Genomic DNA, 19,361 nt, shown 5'->3' on the forward strand with positions numbered 1-19,361 from the left:
GATGAAGAAGATTATTTGCAGTCTATTTATTTTAGCATTTTTGACTTCTTGCAAGGAATGCAAGCCGGGACAGAAGGAGCCTGAGGTTTCTTTCGAAGTAGATGGGGTTTACAGCGTTCATGACGGCCGTTTTTTGAAAGATCTTACAAAAGGTGATGTGTCTCTTGAATATGGTGGCATTTGTTTAGAAATTCAAAGGCCGGATGTAGCGATTGTGCGCTTTGTCGGTTTGAAAGAAGTAAAGGACGTTTCGATGAAATGGTCCAAAGTGGAAGAAGGAAAACACAAAATTAGTTATCATAGCAGTAGCGCTTTTATATATGATTACGAAGTTTGGAAAGGTAAAGGGCCCTATATGATACTAATGCTTAGTTCACAAGAGACTAAACCTTCCAATGATGAAACCAATAGTTATACAAGTATGACAAAGCTCTTCAATTATCCCACCTTAGATGATTGCACCTCTTACAAAAGAGAAGAAATGACTCAGGAGTCTGATCCTGGTCCGGACAACTGAGGATTTAATCTTTCAAAATGAAATTTTTAGAATTGAGACTTGGCTTATTTTTTTTACTCGTTGTTGTTTTGAATTGCGGAGGAACGGCTCCGATCCAAAAGGATTCATCTCTGTCTCCTTCGAATGCTTCCGAAACGGGAATGTATGGATATGTTCGTGGTAGTTCTGTGAATGTTCGTTCGAATGGAAAACTTGCGTCGGACAAGATCGGCATGCTCAAGAAAGGCGAAGTGGTTAAAATCGAATCCGTTTCTCCTGCGAAAGAAGATATTCAAAATGACAGCGAATACTGGTATCAGATCAAAAGTAAAAGCGGTCTTTCCGGTTGGGTATATGGAAAATTTCTAATGTTGTATGACCATGCCCCTTTGAGTGAAAAGGAATATATCGCTTTATTCGCTAAGAAATTGTATCCCGGTGAGTCGATTAAGAAAGTAGCCGCTGGTGAATATGAGGTAAAAAGTCCTTACAATTTTTCGTTCAATGTAAAAATTTCCTTGGAAGACGGAATGATCGAAGTTCACAGAAGCGCGAAGGAAGAATTTCACGCGGAAGATGTAACAGAAGTGTATCTGTTGTTAAAGGAATTTCCGAAGCATGTTTTTAGCGTTAGTGGATATTCTCAAGTATACGTAATCAATACAAATGATTGCTTTTTGTCGATTGTGAACGGAAGGCGATTAGAGCTTTTTGACAAAACAGTCGAGAAGAATACAAGCAAAGGCGACGGAATCCATGCTATTTATCCTAAAACGGATGGCCGTGATGATGACAAAAGCTACGAGTTTGTAGATGGTTTTCTCATCCAGTCTTCTCGCTTTGAAGATGGAAAGGGAATGCGCCCAGCTCAAAAGTTTAAGATTAAGAACTGCAAACTTGTTGAGTTGAAGTGAGTGAACGCAATGACAACAAACGGAACACCAAAAGGCTTCGTGCTTGGCGAAGCGGTTCGCGACACAACGACGGGCCAAACGATGTATGTGGAGAAGGCTTGGAGTCCGACTGTACCTTGCATTTACTTTGATCCGAAGACGGAAAGTCTTGTGAAGGTGGATCTGTTGCCTGAAAACTTGGAGAGGATCAAGGAGATATTGCCGTATTTACCGAAGTGAAGAACTTTCAAACCCGCGAATGGCAAGGAACAACAAGAAAGGTTCTCTATTGAAAGGACATACAGTTTTACATGTGAATCAGGCGAACAAAAATTTCCTTCAATTTCTCCTTTCCCATTGACAAAAGCACTCTGTAGGCGACTCTTTGATGTATCAAAGAGTCGGTTCCTGACTCCGTAATTTTCCTTTCATTTTTTTCTCCAAACTTTCACCACTTAACGTTAAAGACATTCCGACTGCACAGGCTGTGCGAAACAATCAACTATTGAAAGAAGAACAAACGAACCCGCGAGAGTGATCGCAGCGTAAATCCGGCATTGCACCATCGTGTAATACGCTGTTCTTTGTTTTTATCAAAACCGAATGGTGCGATGCTGATTGAAGCGGAGAGCGCGTTTCGCGAAGCGAACTCGCCCCAAGCGGCAGCTATACCGCGAACGCGAGCTATGACGTGAACAAGGCAGGTGGCAAATCTTGGGCGAACGGAAGTGTTAACGTATCTGCGAGTAGAGAAGGTCACTCGAGTTTAGCGTTGTCTTACAACCACGACGGAAACACGGCGATTCCTCAGAGACTTCGCGGAGGTGGAGCGACGCTTGACTTAGGTAATGACGGTGTATTGGGTTTTAGCATCCAGGGACTGAAAGGGGCTACGATCGGTAATGTGAGCTACAACACGAACAGTCATGGTTGGGAACAGGCGACTTTGAACCAGAATTTCCAGAACGAATATCTTCAAGGTGTGACAGCTGAGAACAGCTCTTACAATCACGAGAAGTCTCAGATGGAGATCTTGCGTACGGAGCTGAGTATTGCGACGAAGATGGAGAAACCGTTGTTTACGCAAGCAGATGTGGACAAGTATTTACCTAAAAACAAGGACGGCAGTATCGACGTAGAGAATGCACAGCCTGAGAAGTTGTTAGAGAAATGGAACGCGCACAAGGAAGCGATGTCTCAAACGGCTGAGGGCTTGCAGAAGTGGAAGGACGATGTAACGAGAGCCGGAGAAAGATCGGGGATTGAGATCCGCTTCAACGACGGTAAGAGTGCAACGAGCACTTTCGGTAAGTTTGTAACGGGAATGTTCGGAGATATTGCCCAGAGCTTCGGTATTGCGAACGACGGAAGCAAGATGGTGGACAAACAAGGCGTGTTCCACTTAGACACGTGTTTTCGCGGAGACGTCCCGGTTTGGCGTTTGAAACACAAAGAAAACGGAATATACGGGAATGTTAAATCACCCGAGTTTAGTTCCGAGGACTACGAGCTAATTGCGATCGAAGAGGTAAAGATCGGGGACGTAGTCCAGTCCTGGAACGAAAGAACCGGAAAACTCGAGAACAAGAAAGTGACGGAGACGTTTGTCCACGAAGTTCCGCAGCTTTTCTTTCTTGAGTTAGACGGGGAAGACGAGATCCACACAACTTGGAACCACCCGTTTAGACGGAGAATCGTAACTCAGAATGGTTCGAATGCCAACACAAATCAAAACAGAGTTTCTCCGTTTGATCTAAAGGGAATCCAAAGAGATTTCAAAACTCATGAACATCTGCTTCATCCGCGAGAAGCAAGAATCGTGACGAGCCTTGTCGGCTCGGGAAGCGAGAGCGAAACAAAGACAGCGAGTGTAATAGAGGAGCTTCCCCATTCTACAGATTCTAACCATTCAGCCTCGGATGTAACGTTGTCGAAGACGGAAAGGTTCTCTTCTAACACCACGACACAAACCTCGGAATGGGTGAAGGTGGAAGACCTCCGCTTGCGAGACCAAGTTCTCAAAGCAGACGGAAGTTGGGGAACTGTAACGGGGATTTACTACTACAACACGGAACCGACTAAGGTTTACAACTTAGAAGTAGAGGAGAATCATACTTACGTTGTGGGGGGAAGAGAAACCAATTCCGGCGCGGGCTACGTTGTTCACAACTACGAAGGCGGCTTTGACAAAGGCGTAAGCGCAATCAAAGCGGGACTGAAAGACTTGATGGGAAGAGAAGGATTGTTCGGTTTGGGAGCTGAGAAGCCACTGAGTGGTCAGGCGAAAGAGCTTCTTAGCAAGTTGAATGAATACGACACGAAGGACCGCAAGTTAGGTGCTGAGAGATCTGCGCTGATCACGGAAGTCGCGGTTGGCCAAGGGAAGAAGGAGCTTTTAGGGAAGCGTAACGAATTTTTACTGAGCGTGGTAAGGGACAAAGGATCGGACGGAATCGAAGGAGTAGCGGATCTAAGAAAAGCGCTGAAGGACGTGAATCCGAAAGCGGGATTGAACAAATCTCAAATGGCTGCGGTAGAGACCTGGTTGAAGAAAACATCTGGAGAGTCCGGGCTTGGTGGTGGAATTGGACTTTTCAAAGGTGGGATGCAAAACGGAGCCGGTCAAAGTGGTTTGAAGGGCTTGTTGCTGAAAGCGGCTTCCGAAGCGGGGAGTGCAGGTGAACTTGCTCACTTGAACGAGAAACTTGCGACGAATCAAGAGCAGTTGAGACAGAAGGCATTGGACCACGAGAAGGTTGGATCTGATCTTGCAAAAATAATAACGCACGACTACGCAAACTTAAAGACTGCAGCTGCTTCGATTATGCCACTTCGAATTCCAGCGGATACAAAAACTTTAGATCACACAGTAGCTGAGAATCTTCGCAAAGGTGAGGGCGGAACTACAAAGGAAATAACCTGGAACGACAACAAATACAAAAAACAAATCAACGAAAGAACCGGAGAAGTAAGTTATTCAAGGGAATACAGTCGAGGAGTGAAAGAAGAGATTCGAGTTACACCCGACAACCATATCGAACAGAAGTTGAGCTGGACCGGTGCATTCGGCTTTGGTAAAAAAGAAGACAAGGTAACGATCTTCGAAGCAAACGGGAACGAGAAGAAAGTAGACGAGAAGAACGGCAAAAAGGTCAAGGCATCGACTCACGAAGTTGAGTTAACTCATGTTCAAAAAGATCTACCTGCTTTTACGGAAACGTTGAACTCGGACAAACATTTCAATGTTGATGACAAGGCAAAGTCAAGCGAGTTAAGAGAAAAGATATTCAACGCTCAAGCAAAGGATCGACCGAAGCTTTTGGATGAATTGAAGAAACTTAAAATCGAATCGTATGCTCGTGAAAACAAGTTAGTGGATGAGCTTGGACCGGAAGACAGAAGTAAATTGATCGCAAACCTCGACAAGATATACAGCGGATCGAAAGATTCGGCAGAAGCAAGTAATATCGTATCGAATCTTCTCCAGAAAGCGGCCGGTGGAATGACGGAAAATTCCTTCCCTCATCAGACTGAATTTGACAAGAAGATCAATCAGGGACTACGGACTGCCAAGAACGAAGTTAAGATTCTAATCGAGCATCAAAAGGATGCGTTCCGCAAGAAGTATGATTCGGAAATGGTATATGACGACAAAGGCAATTTTGATATTCGATACACGAGGCAAGATCCTGAATACGTAGGATTTGACGGAATTGCGGAGATGACGGACTACAACGATTCGAATCAGAACAAATCAAATAACTATACGACGATGAAGGAAGGCAAGGCCGGGTTGACGGGAAAACTTCACGACGTGGTCGATATGATGCGCCAAGAATTCCAGGGCGATGGCGGGAAATATTACTATCAAGAAGAGTTGGATAGTGCGTTAAAGAACAAGCAAAGTCTAACAGATCTGCAAACGTCTCTCAAATCGAAAGAGAAAGGAATTTCGGACTCGATCACTTCCTTGTCATCGGAGATTTCGAAGTTAAAGAAAGACAAGCACGCAGACCCGGCCGTGTTGGCGCAGAAGGCAGCTAATTTGGAAACACAAAAGAATTCATTAACGTCGATCAAAGATCAGCTCGTGGATACGAAATCGATGTTGAAAAAAGCGGATTCTCAGGTTTCCTATTTCGAGAGTCGGAAGTCGACGTTTGAGGAATCGAAGAAATGGTTTAGCGACAAGAAGAATACGATCGATCCGACGAAAGGAGTTGCGAGCGGTATTTGTTACGCCTGGAGTGATTACGCGCTGTTGAAGGGAAGTAATTTGGAGAAGCGTCCGTTTGATGTGTGGTATCGAGAGCAGGTTCGTAAAGGAAATCTTTCCTATTCCACGACGCAAGCGGGTGGAGCGGGTGTATTTTTTGGCAAGATCGAGGAGACCGGGGACGGCTTGTTAGCTGGATACAAGGTAGAAAAGATTGACAACAAGTTTGAAAAAGCGGGAGCTTGGAACGATCAAAGTTGGCAACCTCTGAACTATTCCGAAACGATGAAAACTTTGAAAGACCAGGGAATTAAGACATTCAAGGTTTGGATTGACAAGACCGCATACGGAAAAGGCGGATTTAACAAAACGTTAGATTTTGGCGGGCAACATTATTTTATCGTTGCTTGGAATGAATCCAAAGGCAAATTTATGATGATGGATCACAACGATAATAAAGAATATCACAATAAAGAATTCGATTCAGACGTGTTCAAACAGATTCGTAAGATCACATATATCAAACCAAAAGGAATGAAATGAGATGAAGAAGATTATTTGCAGTCTATTTATTTTAGCATTTTTGACTTCTTGCAAGGAATGCAAGCCGGGGCAGAAGGAGCCTGAGGTTTCTTTCGAAGTAGATGGGGTTTACAGCGTTCGTACAAGCCTTGTTTTTAAAGACCGCACATTTGATTACGGTGGGATATGTGTGGAGATTCAAAAGCCGGATACCGCAGTCATTCGATTCGTTGGACTTAAGGAAGTGAAAGACGTCCGTACAAAGTGGCAAAGAGTTGAGGAAGGGAAGTATGAAATCGATTACGATGGCAAGAAAGCCTTTTTCTATGATTACATTATGGATCGTGATCCTAAATCTCCAGAAATAAAGTATATGCTGACTTTTAGTTCTACTAAGCCTTCGACTGATGATGCAGATACTTTTACTGGCATGTCTAAGCTCTTCAATGACACCTTAGACGACTGCACGTCTTACAAAAGAGAGGAGATGACCCAAGAATCCGATCCTGGGCCGGACAACTGAGGGATTTGGCAATTAGGACTTGATTCAAAGAAGAAACGCATGAAATCCAACGGAACACCAAAGGGCTTCGTCCTCGGCGAAGCGGTCCGCGACAAAACGACGGGCCAAACGATGTATGTGGAGAAGGCTTGGAGTCCGACAGTACCTTGCATTTACTTTGATCCGAAGACGGAAAGTCTTGTGAAGGTGGATCTGTTGCCTGAAAACTTGGAGAGGATCAAGGAGATATTGCCGTATTTACCGAAGTGAAGAACTTGCAAACCCGCGAATGGCAAGGAACAACAAGAAAGGTTCTCTATTGAAAGGACATACAGTTTTACATGTGAATCAGGCGAACAAAAATTTCCTTCAACTTCTCCTTTCCCATTGACAAAAGCACTCTGTAGGCGACTCTTTGATGTATCAAAGAGTCGGTTCCTGACTCAGTAATTTTCCTTTCATTTTTTTCTCCAAACTTTCACCACTTGACGTTAAAAACATTCCGACTGCACAGGCTGTGCGAAGCAATCAACTGCTGAAAGAAGAACAAACGAACCCGCGAGAGGGATCGCAGCGTAAATCCGGCATTGCACCATCGAGTAATACGCTGTTTTTTTCTTTCTTTGGACTTGATGGTGCGATGCTGATTGAAGCGTAGAGCGCGTTTCGCGAAGCGAACTCGCCCAACGCCTTAGGCCAAGTTGCGATCGGATATATGGAGATGCGCCAGGCAAAAGAAGAGCTTGGTATGCGTAGCGGAGCGTTTTCTTTACAATCTCTTGGCGGTGAGTTTAAGCGAGTCGTAGCGGGGATATCTGGTAATATCGGCGAGGTTGTGGGAGCGGGAATTAAATCGAGCGCTCATATCACGGGAGATCTTGGATTAACGTCGGAGAAATACGAAAAACATATCAATCAAGAAACCAGATCGATCCTGAACGAACTGAAACTGAGGGATCTGAAAGAAGATATTAAAAACTGGGATACGACGCAACAGGTGCTTGCGAGCGCTTCTGTGAAGGAATACGGCAGAGTTACGCATATGGATCCTGCTCAAATCGAGCTTTGGTCGAAACAGGCGAGCGACTTTGTGGTGCGCAAACAAGCGGAGCGGGATTTACACAGACGGGACGGGATGCTGACCAACGGACTGCCGCTTACACTGGGATACAGCTCCCTTTTTATCCTTGACAACAAGTTGTTCAACGGAGGAATCACGTCTCTCATATCGAAGGGATTCAAAGGAATTCTGACTTCGGTAGCGGATTTAGGGAACATGCTGGGAGAATCGGTCGTACCTTCGGACCTCCGTTCTTCGATATATGACCAAAGTAAAGAGTGGCACAACAAGATAACGCTGGAAGACGTGAAAGGCAGAACGGGACAAGGCATTATCAACAAAGCGTATGTAGAAACGGAGATGCGTAACGTCCTTTTTGACAAGATCGGCGAGGCATTGACGGGAGATCCTGCAATGGGTCACAATCTGGGGTTATTGCTCAAATACCAAATCGACAAACAAGAGGCGAGAAAGGCAGCGAGAGAACAAAGACTGAAGGATGCTGAGGTATTGGTCCAGTTAGCAGCAGCGGCAGCAGTGACCTATTTCGGCGGTCCCGCGGGAATTCAGATGTTAAATTCGGTGATCGGAACGGGTGCGACGGCGATTAACACAACATTGGCGACGGTTGGGCTTTCGCTTAACAATGCGCAGGTGGCCATGCTTGCGGCGAGTACAGCGGCGACGATGGCGATCGAAAACAGAATCAACGGGGCAAATGGCTCGGCTGCAGCCCTTGTAAACGGCCTCATCTCGACGGCGACCTTAGGAGTAAAAACTCCTCTTACGGGCTACGTAACGTATACCAAACATCAGAACGCGAACCTTTTGACGGGTCAACACGAAGTGAAAGGCGGTTGGGGCGGTGGAGTTAGCTTGAACGTGTCCGGTGTCAAAGGGTTACCTGGGGGAGAAATATTAAAGACCGCGTTGGAAGGAATGAAAATGAGCAATCTAACCTTGGGACTGAGCTACAATGCTGATCAAGGTCTTGGAATGAACGTGAACACGAACTTTACGAACAACGTAGGCTTAGGGTTAGACTACAACTTTAAAAGCGGCAGCTATACCGCGAACGCAAGCTATGACGTGAACAAGGCAGGTGGCAAATCTTGGGCGAACGGAAGTGTTAACGTATCTGCGAGTAGAGAAGGTCACTCGAGTTTAGCGTTGTCTTACAACCACGACGGAAACACGGCGATTCCTCAGAGACTTCGCGGAGGTGGAGCGACGCTTGACTTAGGGAATGACGGGGTATTGGGTTTTAGCATCCAGGGACTGAAAGGGGCTACGATCGGTACTGTGAGCTACAACACGAACAGTCACGGTTGGGAACAGGCGACTTTGAACCAGAATTTCCAGAACGAATATCTTCAAGGTGTGACAGCTGAGAACAGCTCTTACAATCACGAGAAGTCTCAGATGGAGATCTTGCGTACGGAGCTGAGTATTGCGACGAAGATGGAGAAACCGTTGTTTACGCAAGCAGATGTGGACAAGTATTTACCTAAAAACAAGGACGGCAGCATCGACGTAGAGAATGCACAGCCTGAGAAGTTGTTAGAGAAATGGAACGCGCACAAGGAAGCGATGTCCCAAACGCCTGAGGGCTTGCAGAAGTGGAAGGACGATGTAACGAGAGCCGGAGAAAGATCGGGGATTGAGATCCGCTTCAACGACGGTAAGAGTGCAACGAGCACTTTCGGTAAGTTTGTAACGGGAATGTTCGGAGACATTGCCCAGAGTTTCGGTATTGCGAACGACGGAAGCAAGATGGTGAACAAACAAGGCGTATTTCACTTAGACACGTGTTTTCGCGGAGACGTCCCGGTATTGCGTTTGAAACACAAAGAAAACGGAATATACGGGAATGTTAAATCACCCGAGTTTAGTTCCGAGGACTACGAGCTAATTGCGATCGAAGAAGTAAAGATCGGGGACGTAGTCCAGTCCTGGAACGAGAAAACGAACACGTTCGAGAACAAGAAAGTCACGGAGACGTTTGTCCACGAAGTTCCGCAGCTTTTCTTTCTTGAGTTAGACGGGGAAGACGAGATTCATACGACTTGGAACCACCCGTTTAGACGGAGGGTGAGTGCAAACGGAAGTCAGAACACAAACCAAAACAGAGTATCACCGTTTGATCTAAAGGGAATCCAAAGAGATTTCAAAACTCATGAACATCTGCTTCATCCGCGAGAAGCAAGAATCGTGACGAGCCTTTTGGGCTCGGGAAGCGAGAGCGAAACAAAGACAGCGAGTGTAATAGAGGAGCTTCCCCATTCTACAGATTCTAACCATTCAGCCTCGGATGTAACGTTGTCGAAGACGGAAAGGTTCTCTTCTAACACCACGACACAAACCTCGGAATGGGTGAAGGTGGAAGATCTGAAAGTGAAGGACCAAGTTCTCCGTTCCGATGGCAGCTGGGGAACTGTAACGGGGATTTACTACTACAACACGGAACCGACTAAGGTATACAACTTAGAAGTAGAGGAGAATCATACTTACGTTGTGGGCGGAAGAGAATCCAATTCCGGCGCGGGATATGTTGTCCACAACTACAACAACGCGCAAGAGGCGATGTTCGGAGGATTCAAACGACTTTCGAACGATGTGTATGACGTAGCGAAGAAGTTCGCGGGTCTTGAAGGCGGGGCCGGCAACGAGGTATATCAGAAAGCTGTAGAGTTTCAGCAGGCAGTGAAGGAAACGAACGCGTCCCGGGAAACGTTAAACAAGGAGTCGAACATTCTTGTTACGAAACAAAAAGCAGCGGAAGCGAGTATGCAACTGGGAGTGATCCGCAACAATGAATTCTTGAAAGCGATCCATGATCCGAAGAGCGATTCGATACCGGGAATAGCAGACCTTCGCAAACAGTTGAAGGGAGTCGATCCGAGCAAGGGCTTTAGTGAGAATCACATGAAATCCGTTTCAAGTTGGTTGAGTTCTAACGGAGTGGGCACGAGCGGATTCTTGAAACCTGGAGTTGGCCTTGGTAATCTTCCTGGGGGTAATGCGCTTCCGATGAAAGGATATATCATGTCTGCTGCACTGAGTATATCGAGTGCGGAAGAACGCGGAAAGCTGACAAACACGATTAAAGAAACGAATCAGAAGTTAGCAGAACACAAGATTAAAGAAGACAATATCGGGCGGCAGATGATCGAGCGATCGGAAAAGGTGAAGAGCGACATTGTAAAGCTGATCCAAGAGAAACACCACAACGATCCGAGGTATGCTGAAGTTCTCGTAGAACACGGATTTGTGAAGAAGGACACATTCAATCCGAATGAACACAAGGTAACGTATGAGGAGAAGTTGAAGGCGCTTGGAGACAAGATCAAGCCGGAAACGAGAAAACAACTTGCCGAGTTTGACCGCAAGATCACAGACCTTCGCGTGAGCCAAAACAAACAGGAAGCGGAGAGCTACGCGAAGTGGAACAAGGATCATCCGAACGAGCCCTACAAGCGAACTCCAGAGATGGAGAAACGCAGAAACGACATGGTGACAATGCAGAAGACTTTGGAGAAGGAAAGGGCGATGATCATCAACCGGGAAGTGGCGCCATATCCAAAAGAGTCTGAGCTGCATCGACTTGAGAAGTTGGGTGAAGGTCATTCACTGAACGACAAGCAGAAGACCGAGCTTACGAATCTGCGAAACGAGAAGAAGACGCACGAGACTCAAGTGGCGGCGCTGTTGGACAAAGACAATACGAAGTTGCATGAAACGTTAGAAACGATGGACGAGAAGTCGTCAAAACCGATGACAATTTCAACGACCCAGAGCCGTTTCGAGACGAAGACGATCGAGAAGATGCAATCGAAGGACAATGTCGCTACGAAACAACTGAATTGGGACGGCAAGACGTACGACCGACAAGTGAACAAGGAAACCGGAGAGGTTCACTTTGACCGGGAATACAAGCCGGGTGTGAAGGAAGAAGTGAGCATTACGGATTCCGGATATGTAAAACAGAAGTTGAGTTGGAAAGACCTTTTTGGAAACCCGCAGGAGAGCGTAAAAGTATTTGAGGCGAACGGAAAGTTTCTAACCGAGCTTAGCGGAGAACAACCTACGAAGAAATTGAGTGATCCGAACGAGACTCGAACGATTATTCCGAATGAACCGAAGGGCAAGATTGTTAAAAGTGATTTCAATGAGGTAAAAGATCTGATCGCGAACGCGAACCTAAGTGCTAAAGACAGGTTGGAGAAGATCCATTCTTTGGACGAGATTGAGGTCAACGGGAAACGATATGTGAAAGAGACCGTAGTCACTGAAACAAAAACCAAAACGAAAGTGACTAAGGACTCTGAGGTGACGTTCTTTACATTGCAGAACGCGGGTGGCCAGACAGAAAGAATCTCGTTCCGCGAAGTAGATTCCGGATACAAGGATGCAAATGGTAAGACCATCAAAACGATCGAGATGAAACAAGTTCTTGCAGAAGGGACGGTAGCGGAAGATACGAAACGATATGACAAGTATCTGAACGAGAAGCCGGATCAAGACAGAGCCGGAAACTATCCTACGTTTGCAGAGAATCCGAAGTATTACCAAGACAGAATGGCTCAAATATTCAGAGAAAAGAATATTCAACCCGAGCGTGACAGCGACGGCAATTTGATGAGTTACAACGGAAGACCGGAGCTTGTGCGAATTGCAAACAACGGTTTCATGAATATTACACTCCTGACGCAGACGCAGAGAGGCCAGTCTTACTTAGGGCAAACGAACAAGGAAGGAAAACCAGTGTTGTATTCGTTACCTGGTAACAGAGACGGAGACGTAAAAGACAGTAGCGCTTGTCAGTCTCACGGACCGGCAATGGTGATGGCCGCTTCGGGTTTCAAGATGACGCAGGAACAGATCAACCAATACGGAAAACTGAACGTGATGACTACCCGCCTCATGGCGGAAGCGGGCCAATTGTTACCTGGAAAACCGAAACCGTCTCAGATGGGTATCGAGCAACAGGCAGCTATGGTGTATCGGACGATGGGTTTTGACATACCGAAGGATGGTTCTTTGATTGCAATGGGTAGTAAAGGAGCTCCAGAAGCCCCAAAAGAGACGAATTATGAAGACGAACCAGGCGAATATACAAAAGCAAAGAACCATTATGAAAAAGTGGAAGTTCCGGAATTCAAAAAACAATTTCAAAAAGAACACTTGATCCCTTGGATCAAGGAGAAGTTGGCTAAGGGAGAGGTTGTAGTAGTTGGCGGTAAGTTTGCGGGACTAGATCACGTAATCACCATAACCGGGGTGGATGACAACGGCTTCGTAACGGAAGATTCTTTTGGAGACGCGAGTACCGGATATGCGAGCCACGACGGAAAGTCGAACCATTACAAGTTTAGCGATTTTGTCTTGGGATACGGATTTACTCTGAAACCGAATGGGCAGAAGCCATTGACTGAGACGGAAAGAAAGGTGTACTGGAAAGATGTTACTTCGTATCCTGGTTTGAAAAAGCAACAAGCGAGTCTTTCCGCTTCGATCGAGTCTTTGGAAAAAATCGTTAAGAATACAACGGACGAAAAGAAGAGAGAAGAATCGAATCGGAAGTTGGAAGAACAAAAGAAAAGTTTAGAGACAACGAAAGAAGAAGTGGAAAGAATACGGAAACAATGGAGCAATATATGGAAACCAACAAATTAAAACATTACAAACTACTGATACTATTAGGGATTTGGCTCTCTTTAGTCCCTTTGTTTTCTCAAGTGGAAGAATATGAGGATTGTTTTTCAAAAAAGAGCAATGCGGATTTGAAGAACTTGAACAAGAAACAGAAAGGAAATTCTGTAGACGGTGTGTTCTATACCTCAAACGCAAATATACCGGCAAAAGGTATGGATTGGCAAACGTCCTTTAAACCACACAAGTCAGTCTCTAAGTCTCGGCCTAAGAACATGAGTCAAAATGAATGGGCCGAGGAAACTTGTGGTTTGAATGCATACCGGGTTCAAGATCAGCGAGAAGCTACTAGATGGTGCGAAGGAGTTCCTGGAACTGGAATTGGAGAAGTAGTAGTTGGATTGATCGATATTAAAAACAAAAACTTCTTCTATATCCTTCCGGGTGCGAACGGACTTAGAAAGAATTTCGAATCGTATTCCCGCCCATCGGAGGTTGTAGTCCATTATTTACTTCCCGGAGCAACGGATACTTCGCAAGCCGGTGGAACGATGCTACTCGATGTATCGTATTTTGGTAAACAATCGGTGAAATTGAGTGCAGAACCCGGGTATCAAAAGATTGAAATCCAACCTTACAAAGAAATTTTGAAAGAAATGAAAGGGATGAAGGTAAGAGAGGGTGAGACTTTGATTTTAGTAGCGATCGAGATTAAATCCGTGATTGAGGGCAAGGAAAACAAAGAGCATACTTGCATTGCGGAGATTGGAAATTTCAAAGACGATGCGTTTTACAAAAAGGCGACGCTTCGGGACTGAATTCCAAAGAGAAACGCAATGACAACAAACGGAACACCAAAAGGCTTCGTCCTCGGCGAAGCGGTTCGGGACAAAGCGACGGGGCAAAAGATGTATGTGGAGAAGGCTTGGAGCCCGACTGTACCTTGCATTTACTTCGATGCAGAGACGGAAAGTCTTGTGAAGGTGGATCTGTTGCCTGAAAACTTGGAGAGGATCAAGGAGATATTGCCGTATTTACCGAAGTGAAGAACTTGCAAACCCGCGAATGGCAAGGAACAACAAGAAAGGTTCTCTATTGAAAGGACATACAGTTTTACATGTGAATCAGGCGAACAAAAATTTCCTTCAACTTCTCCTTTCCCATTGACAAAAGCACTCTGTAGGCGACTCTTTGATGTATCAAAGAGTCGGTTCCTGACTCAGTAATTTTCCTTTCATTTTTTTCTCCAAACTTTCAACGGCTAACGTTAAAAACATTCCGACTGCACAGGCTGTGCGAAGCAATCAACTGCTGAAAGAGAAAGTATTTCCCCGCGAGAGCGATCGTAGCGTAAATCCGGCATTGCACCATCGAGTACTACGCTGTTCTTTGTTTTTATCAAAACCGAATGGTGCGATGCTGATTGAAGCGGAGAGCGCGTTTCGCGAAGCGAACTCGCCCCAAGCGGCAGCTATACCGCGAACGCAAGCTATGACGTGAACAAGGCAGGTGGCAAATCTTGGGCGAACGGAAGTGTTAACGTATCTGCGAGTAGAGAAGGTCACTCGAGTTTAGCGTTGTCTTACAACCACGACGGAAACACGGCGATTCCTCAGAGACTTCGCGGAGGTGGAGCGACGCTTGACTTAGGGAATGACGGTGTATTGGGTTTTAGCATCCAGGGACTGAAAGGGGCTACGATCGGTACTGTGAGCTACAACACGAACAGTCATGGTTGGGAACAGGCGACTTTGAACCAGAATTTCCAGAACGAATATCTTCAAGGTGTGACAGCTGAGAACAGCTCTTACAATCACGAGAAGTCTCAGATGGAGATCTTGCGTACGGAGCTGAGTATTGCGACGAAGATGGAGAAACCGTTGTTTACGCAAGCAGATGTGGACAAGTATTTACCTAAAAACAAGGACGGCAGCATCGACGTAGAGAATGCACAGCCTGAGAAGTTGTTAGAGAAATGGAACGCGCACAAGGAAGCGATGTCCCAAACGCCTGAGGGCTTGCAGAAGTGGAAGGACGATGTAACGAGAGCCGGAGAAAGATCGGGGATTGAGATCCGCTTCAACGACGGTAAGAGTGCAACGAGCACTTTCGGTAAGTTTGTAACGGGAATGTTCGGAGACATTGCCCAGAGCTTCGGTATTGCGAACGACGGAAGCAAGATGGTGGACAAACAAGGCGTATTTCACTTAGACACGTGTTTTCGCGGAGACGTCCCGGTATTGCGTTTGAAACACAAAGAAAACGGAATATACGGGAATGTTAAATCACCCGAGTTTAGTTCCGAGGACTACGAGCTAATTGCGATCGAAGAAGTAAAGATCGGGGACGTAGTCCAGTCCTGGAACGAAAGAACCGGAAAACTCGAGAACAAGAGAGTCACGGAAACTTTTGTCCACGAAGTTCCGCAGCTTTTCTTTCTTGAGTTAGACGGGGAAGACGAGATTCATACGACTTGGAACCACCCGTTTAGACGGAGAATCGTAACTCAGAATGGTTCGAATGCCAGCACAAACCAAAACAGAGTATCACCGTTTGACCCGAGCGGGATTCAAAGAACATACAAAACTCATGAACATCTGCTTCATCCGCGAGAAGCAAGAATCGTGACGAGCCTTTTGGGCTCGGGAAGCGAGAGCGAAACAAAGACAGCGAGTGTAATAGAGGAGCTTCCCCATTCTACAGATTCTAACCATTCAGCCTCGGATGTAACGTTGAGTAAGACGGAAAGGTTCTCTTCTAACACCACAACCCAAACCTCGGAATGGGTGAAGGTGGAAGACCTCCGCTTGCGAGACCAAGTTCTCAAAGCAGACGGAAGTTGGGGAACTGTAACGGGGATTTACTACTACAACACGGAACCGACTAAGGTTTACAACTTAGAAGTAGAGGAGAATCATACTTACGTTGTGGGCGGAAGAGAATCCAATTCCGGCGCGGGCTACGTTGTGCACAACTACACTGAACAAGTTCAACGTGTTTTAGACGGAAATGGAATATTGTCTGAAGACAATACGAAAATTGTAAAATCAGCGAATTCAAAAGACAAAATCCGTGCATTAGGCGAAATCAAAGAATTTGATTATGCTGGATCGAAATGGAAGAATGTTGGATCTGATGAAAACGGCGTAGTTCACTTTCAGTCTGAAAGCAATAAATACGGGCTAAAGGAAGATTTGTTCTTTAAAAACAAGAACGGCAAAGTTGAAATCGAGCAAATTCAGCATTTAAACGGTAAGGACTATTTGACTAAAAGCAGCAGTTTGGATGTATTAAAACAAACCGTAATCGGAGTGAATTTTAAAAGCACAAACGAATATTTAAACCATCTGACCAATGTATTGGGAGAGCGCGGAGGAAGCGGAACGAAATACGATGACGGAACTCCGAAGGTGAGTTTGCGTAAGGACGTGACTGGTCAGCCGATATTGCACGAGACAAAGAATGGCACGCATACGGTTGAGATCGAGAGAAACGGCCACAAGGGAAAAATGGTTGTGGAAGAAGTAGGAAGAACGCAGAGAGAAGCTCAGAGTAGTTATCCTGGAGAGCGTGGTCTTGTTCGAGCATATGACAGGAGCAACCCGAATGAATACAAGGCTTGGGATTGGCAGAACGACAAATATGGAGATGGTAAGGGTGGCGATCTGCGTGACAGCGCGGTTTGCCAATCGACCGTGATTGCAGAAGATCGTCACAACAACGGAAAAACTGTGGGTGAAGTCGCAAAACACATGGGAGACTTTGCCGTTGCTCTTGGAAAGAGACCTTCTCAGTTGGAAGTTTCGGAAATATCTCAAGCTTTGAAGAAAGACGGTCTGAAAGTTGGGGCAGATATTTACATGAAGGAGAGTCAAACTAGAGCCCAATTTAATGATAAATTCTTTGAATTTGCGAAACGACAACTCGATCAAGGAATGGCTGTGAACGTCGGAGGGAAATACGCGAATAGCATTGGTCACGTAACTCGAATTGTTGGATATGTGGAAGGACCACATGGAGAACGTGGATTCATGATCAATGACTCATATGGTGATGCAAACAAGGGATACACAAGTGGAGCCGGTGGACAAGATGGACGTGCCGTCTTTTATCCAATTGACAAATTGAATGTGGCACAATTTAACTACGCATATACAATTGTCGAAGATACGGGAGCGAATACTCCTTCTGGTAGTTCCTCATCGGGATCAAGAAGACGGAGTTCTTCGGGTGGCTTTTGGAACAAGTTCTCTAATATTTTCAAATTTGACTTCTTTAAAAAGGACTAAACCAAAATGAAAAATATCAAATTGCAAATTCTACTTTTGCTCTTTCTTTTCTTCTCTATGAATCTTTGGAGCCAGGAAGAAATTCTTCCCGGTCCGGATTGTATAACTTCAAAAGACAATCCGTCTTTGAAGGCATTGAAGACGATGAAAGACGATGATGTGTTAAAGCAGACTTTTTACGGAACCGCGTTTTTTGATGATGGTCGTTGGTCTTGGGGGCTTTCTTGGGCGACTTCTCATTTACGCCCCAAAGGAAAGGAGCTTTCCGATTTCTTGAAATCCAAACCGAAGGAAAAAGACAAAAAGGCATTTCGGGATTGGACCAAGAAGTCTTGTGACAACATTCCTTATTATGTGCATCGTTATGGCTTGAAAGAAGGAAAGGCGTATTGTACAGATACGAATCGCGGTGTTGGAGAAATCTTACTAAGTTACATATATATAATGTTAGATGAAAAAAAAGTGAATTCCTTTTATATCCTCCCCGGCAAACAAAACAACAAGAAAGGATTTTTGGAACGCAACCGACCCAAGGACATTACGATCTATTATCTGGTCACAGAATATCCTCCAAGTCCGATTCAGGCCGGGGAATTGTCTTTTTCCAATCCTTGGTTGTATCAAAAACAAAAAGTGACTCTCAAAGATACAGTTGGATATCAAAAAATTCAAATCCCAAATTTTGATAATATTTTTGAGGATACTGATGTGTCTGGCGGAATTGATAAAATCGTGATGGTTGCCATTGAGATAAACAGTGTCTGGGACGGAAGCAAGGAGAAAGATATTACTTGTATTACAGATATTCGGAGCGGTGGCGGGGAGGAGAAGGAATACCAATATATTCCTAGGTAAATCAATATGAAACTATTTCTTTTAATCTTAAATATAGTCGTATTAGCAATTGCTTGTGTATTCGGTTATTTTCTTTTCCAGAGCACGAAGCTGACTGAAAGCGTTGAATACGAGAAGTTAAATCCAAGTAAGAGTTTAACGCTCTTGATTTTCAAACAACCGAAGCACGTGTTTGGGGGTTTTCGGTATTATTTTGGAGCGAAACTTCCGAAGGGAGAAGCTCCGTTTGTGAGAAAATATTCACCGATCCTGGATTCGGCGAATGACAAATTTGAGAAGATCGAAGACTTTACGGAATGTGGAAACGATACATATGTGATCACATTAAGAACCGGAGAGACTTTGAACTACAAAAAGTTTACGATCTTTGATCTGGAATCGAAGGAAGTAGATGAGAAATCCTTGAAGTCTTGCAAAAGAGGTCGCGGGTGAGGGTAAAACCTAGTTGAGAGAAGATACAAAGTATGAAATCTAACGGAACACCAAAGGGCTTCGTCCTCGGCGAAGCGGTTCGCGACAAAACGACGGGGCAAACGATGTATGTGGAGAAGGCTTGGAGTCCGACTGTACCTTGCATTTACTTTGATCCGAAGACGGAAAGTCTTGTGAAGGTGGATCTGTTGCCTGAGGATCTAGAGAGGATCAAGGAGATGTTGCCGTATTTACCGAAGTGAAGAACTTTCAAATCCGCGAATGGTAAGGAACAACAAGAAAGGTTCTCTATTGAAAGGACATACAGTTTTACATGTGAATCAGGCGAACAAAAATTTCCTTCAATTTCTCCTTTCCCATTGACAATAGCACTCTGTAGACGACTCTTTGATATATCAAAGAGTCGGTTCCTGACTCAGCAACTTTCCTTTCATTTTTTCTTCA

The 19,361-nt window shown here is 45.1% G+C and carries 11 protein-coding genes and 2 pseudogenes; all 13 read left to right on the forward strand.

The annotated features are described in order from the left end of the window. Position 1: 1 nt before the first annotated feature. The 13 genes and pseudogenes from LFX17_RS03195 (at position 2) to LFX17_RS03255 (ending at position 19,159) form a co-directional block, all read left to right on the forward strand. A complete protein-coding gene (locus LFX17_RS03195; protein ID WP_238744995.1) occupies positions 2 to 517 on the forward strand; it encodes a hypothetical protein in 516 nt (171 codons plus the stop codon). Positions 518 to 534: 17 nt separating this feature from the next. Further along, a complete protein-coding gene (locus tag LFX17_RS03200; protein WP_238744997.1) occupies positions 535 to 1,410 on the forward strand; it encodes an SH3 domain-containing protein in 876 nt (291 codons plus the stop codon). A 9-nt stretch (positions 1,411 to 1,419) separates the two neighbouring features. Beyond that, a complete protein-coding gene (locus tag LFX17_RS03205) occupies positions 1,420 to 1,629 on the forward strand; it encodes a hypothetical protein (RefSeq protein WP_238728882.1) in 210 nt (69 codons plus the stop codon). Between the two features lie 418 nt (positions 1,630 to 2,047). Next, positions 2,048 to 6,148: pseudogene (locus LFX17_RS03210) on the forward strand (TIGR04388 family protein); the annotation flags it as partial. A gap of 1 nt (position 6,149) precedes the next feature. Further along, positions 6,150 to 6,650 carry a hypothetical protein gene (locus LFX17_RS03215; RefSeq protein ID WP_238745002.1) on the forward strand — a complete coding sequence of 167 codons (501 nt, stop codon included), beginning with the start codon at positions 6,150 to 6,152 and terminating at the stop codon, positions 6,648 to 6,650. 39 nt (positions 6,651 to 6,689) lie between these two features. Next, positions 6,690 to 6,899 carry a hypothetical protein gene (locus LFX17_RS03220; protein WP_238745004.1) on the forward strand — a complete coding sequence of 70 codons (210 nt, stop codon included), beginning with the start codon at positions 6,690 to 6,692 and terminating at the stop codon, positions 6,897 to 6,899. 427 nt (positions 6,900 to 7,326) lie between these two features. Beyond that, positions 7,327 to 13,365, forward strand: a pseudogene (locus LFX17_RS03225) (TIGR04388 family protein); the annotation flags it as partial. Continuing rightward, on the forward strand, positions 13,347 to 14,159 hold the full coding sequence (locus LFX17_RS03230; protein ID WP_238745006.1) for an NADase-type glycan-binding domain-containing protein: 813 nt from the start codon (positions 13,347 to 13,349) through the stop codon (positions 14,157 to 14,159). The pseudogene LFX17_RS03225 and the gene LFX17_RS03230, both read left to right, overlap by 19 nt. Before the next feature lie 18 nt (positions 14,160 to 14,177). After that, complete coding sequence (locus tag LFX17_RS03235; protein WP_238745008.1) at positions 14,178 to 14,387, forward strand: hypothetical protein; 210 nt, start codon at positions 14,178 to 14,180, stop codon at positions 14,385 to 14,387. Between the two features lie 450 nt (positions 14,388 to 14,837). Continuing rightward, positions 14,838 to 17,630 (forward strand): TIGR04388 family protein, encoded by a 2,793-nt coding sequence (locus LFX17_RS03240; protein WP_406600656.1) that lies wholly within the window; start codon positions 14,838 to 14,840, stop codon positions 17,628 to 17,630. A gap of 6 nt (positions 17,631 to 17,636) precedes the next feature. Further along, positions 17,637 to 18,485: an NADase-type glycan-binding domain-containing protein gene (locus tag LFX17_RS03245; RefSeq protein ID WP_238728883.1), complete on the forward strand. Its 849-nt coding sequence runs from the start codon at positions 17,637 to 17,639 to the stop codon at positions 18,483 to 18,485. A gap of 6 nt (positions 18,486 to 18,491) precedes the next feature. Continuing rightward, positions 18,492 to 18,917, forward strand: coding sequence for a hypothetical protein (locus LFX17_RS03250; protein WP_238728884.1), 426 nt, complete (start codon positions 18,492 to 18,494; stop codon positions 18,915 to 18,917). A gap of 32 nt (positions 18,918 to 18,949) precedes the next feature. Next, a complete protein-coding gene (locus tag LFX17_RS03255) occupies positions 18,950 to 19,159 on the forward strand; it encodes a hypothetical protein (protein ID WP_238728885.1) in 210 nt (69 codons plus the stop codon). Positions 19,160 to 19,361: the final 202 nt, after the last annotated feature.

This window comes from Leptospira sanjuanensis (assembly GCF_022267375.1).
GTDB classification, from domain to species: domain Bacteria; phylum Spirochaetota; class Leptospiria; order Leptospirales; family Leptospiraceae; genus Leptospira; species Leptospira sanjuanensis.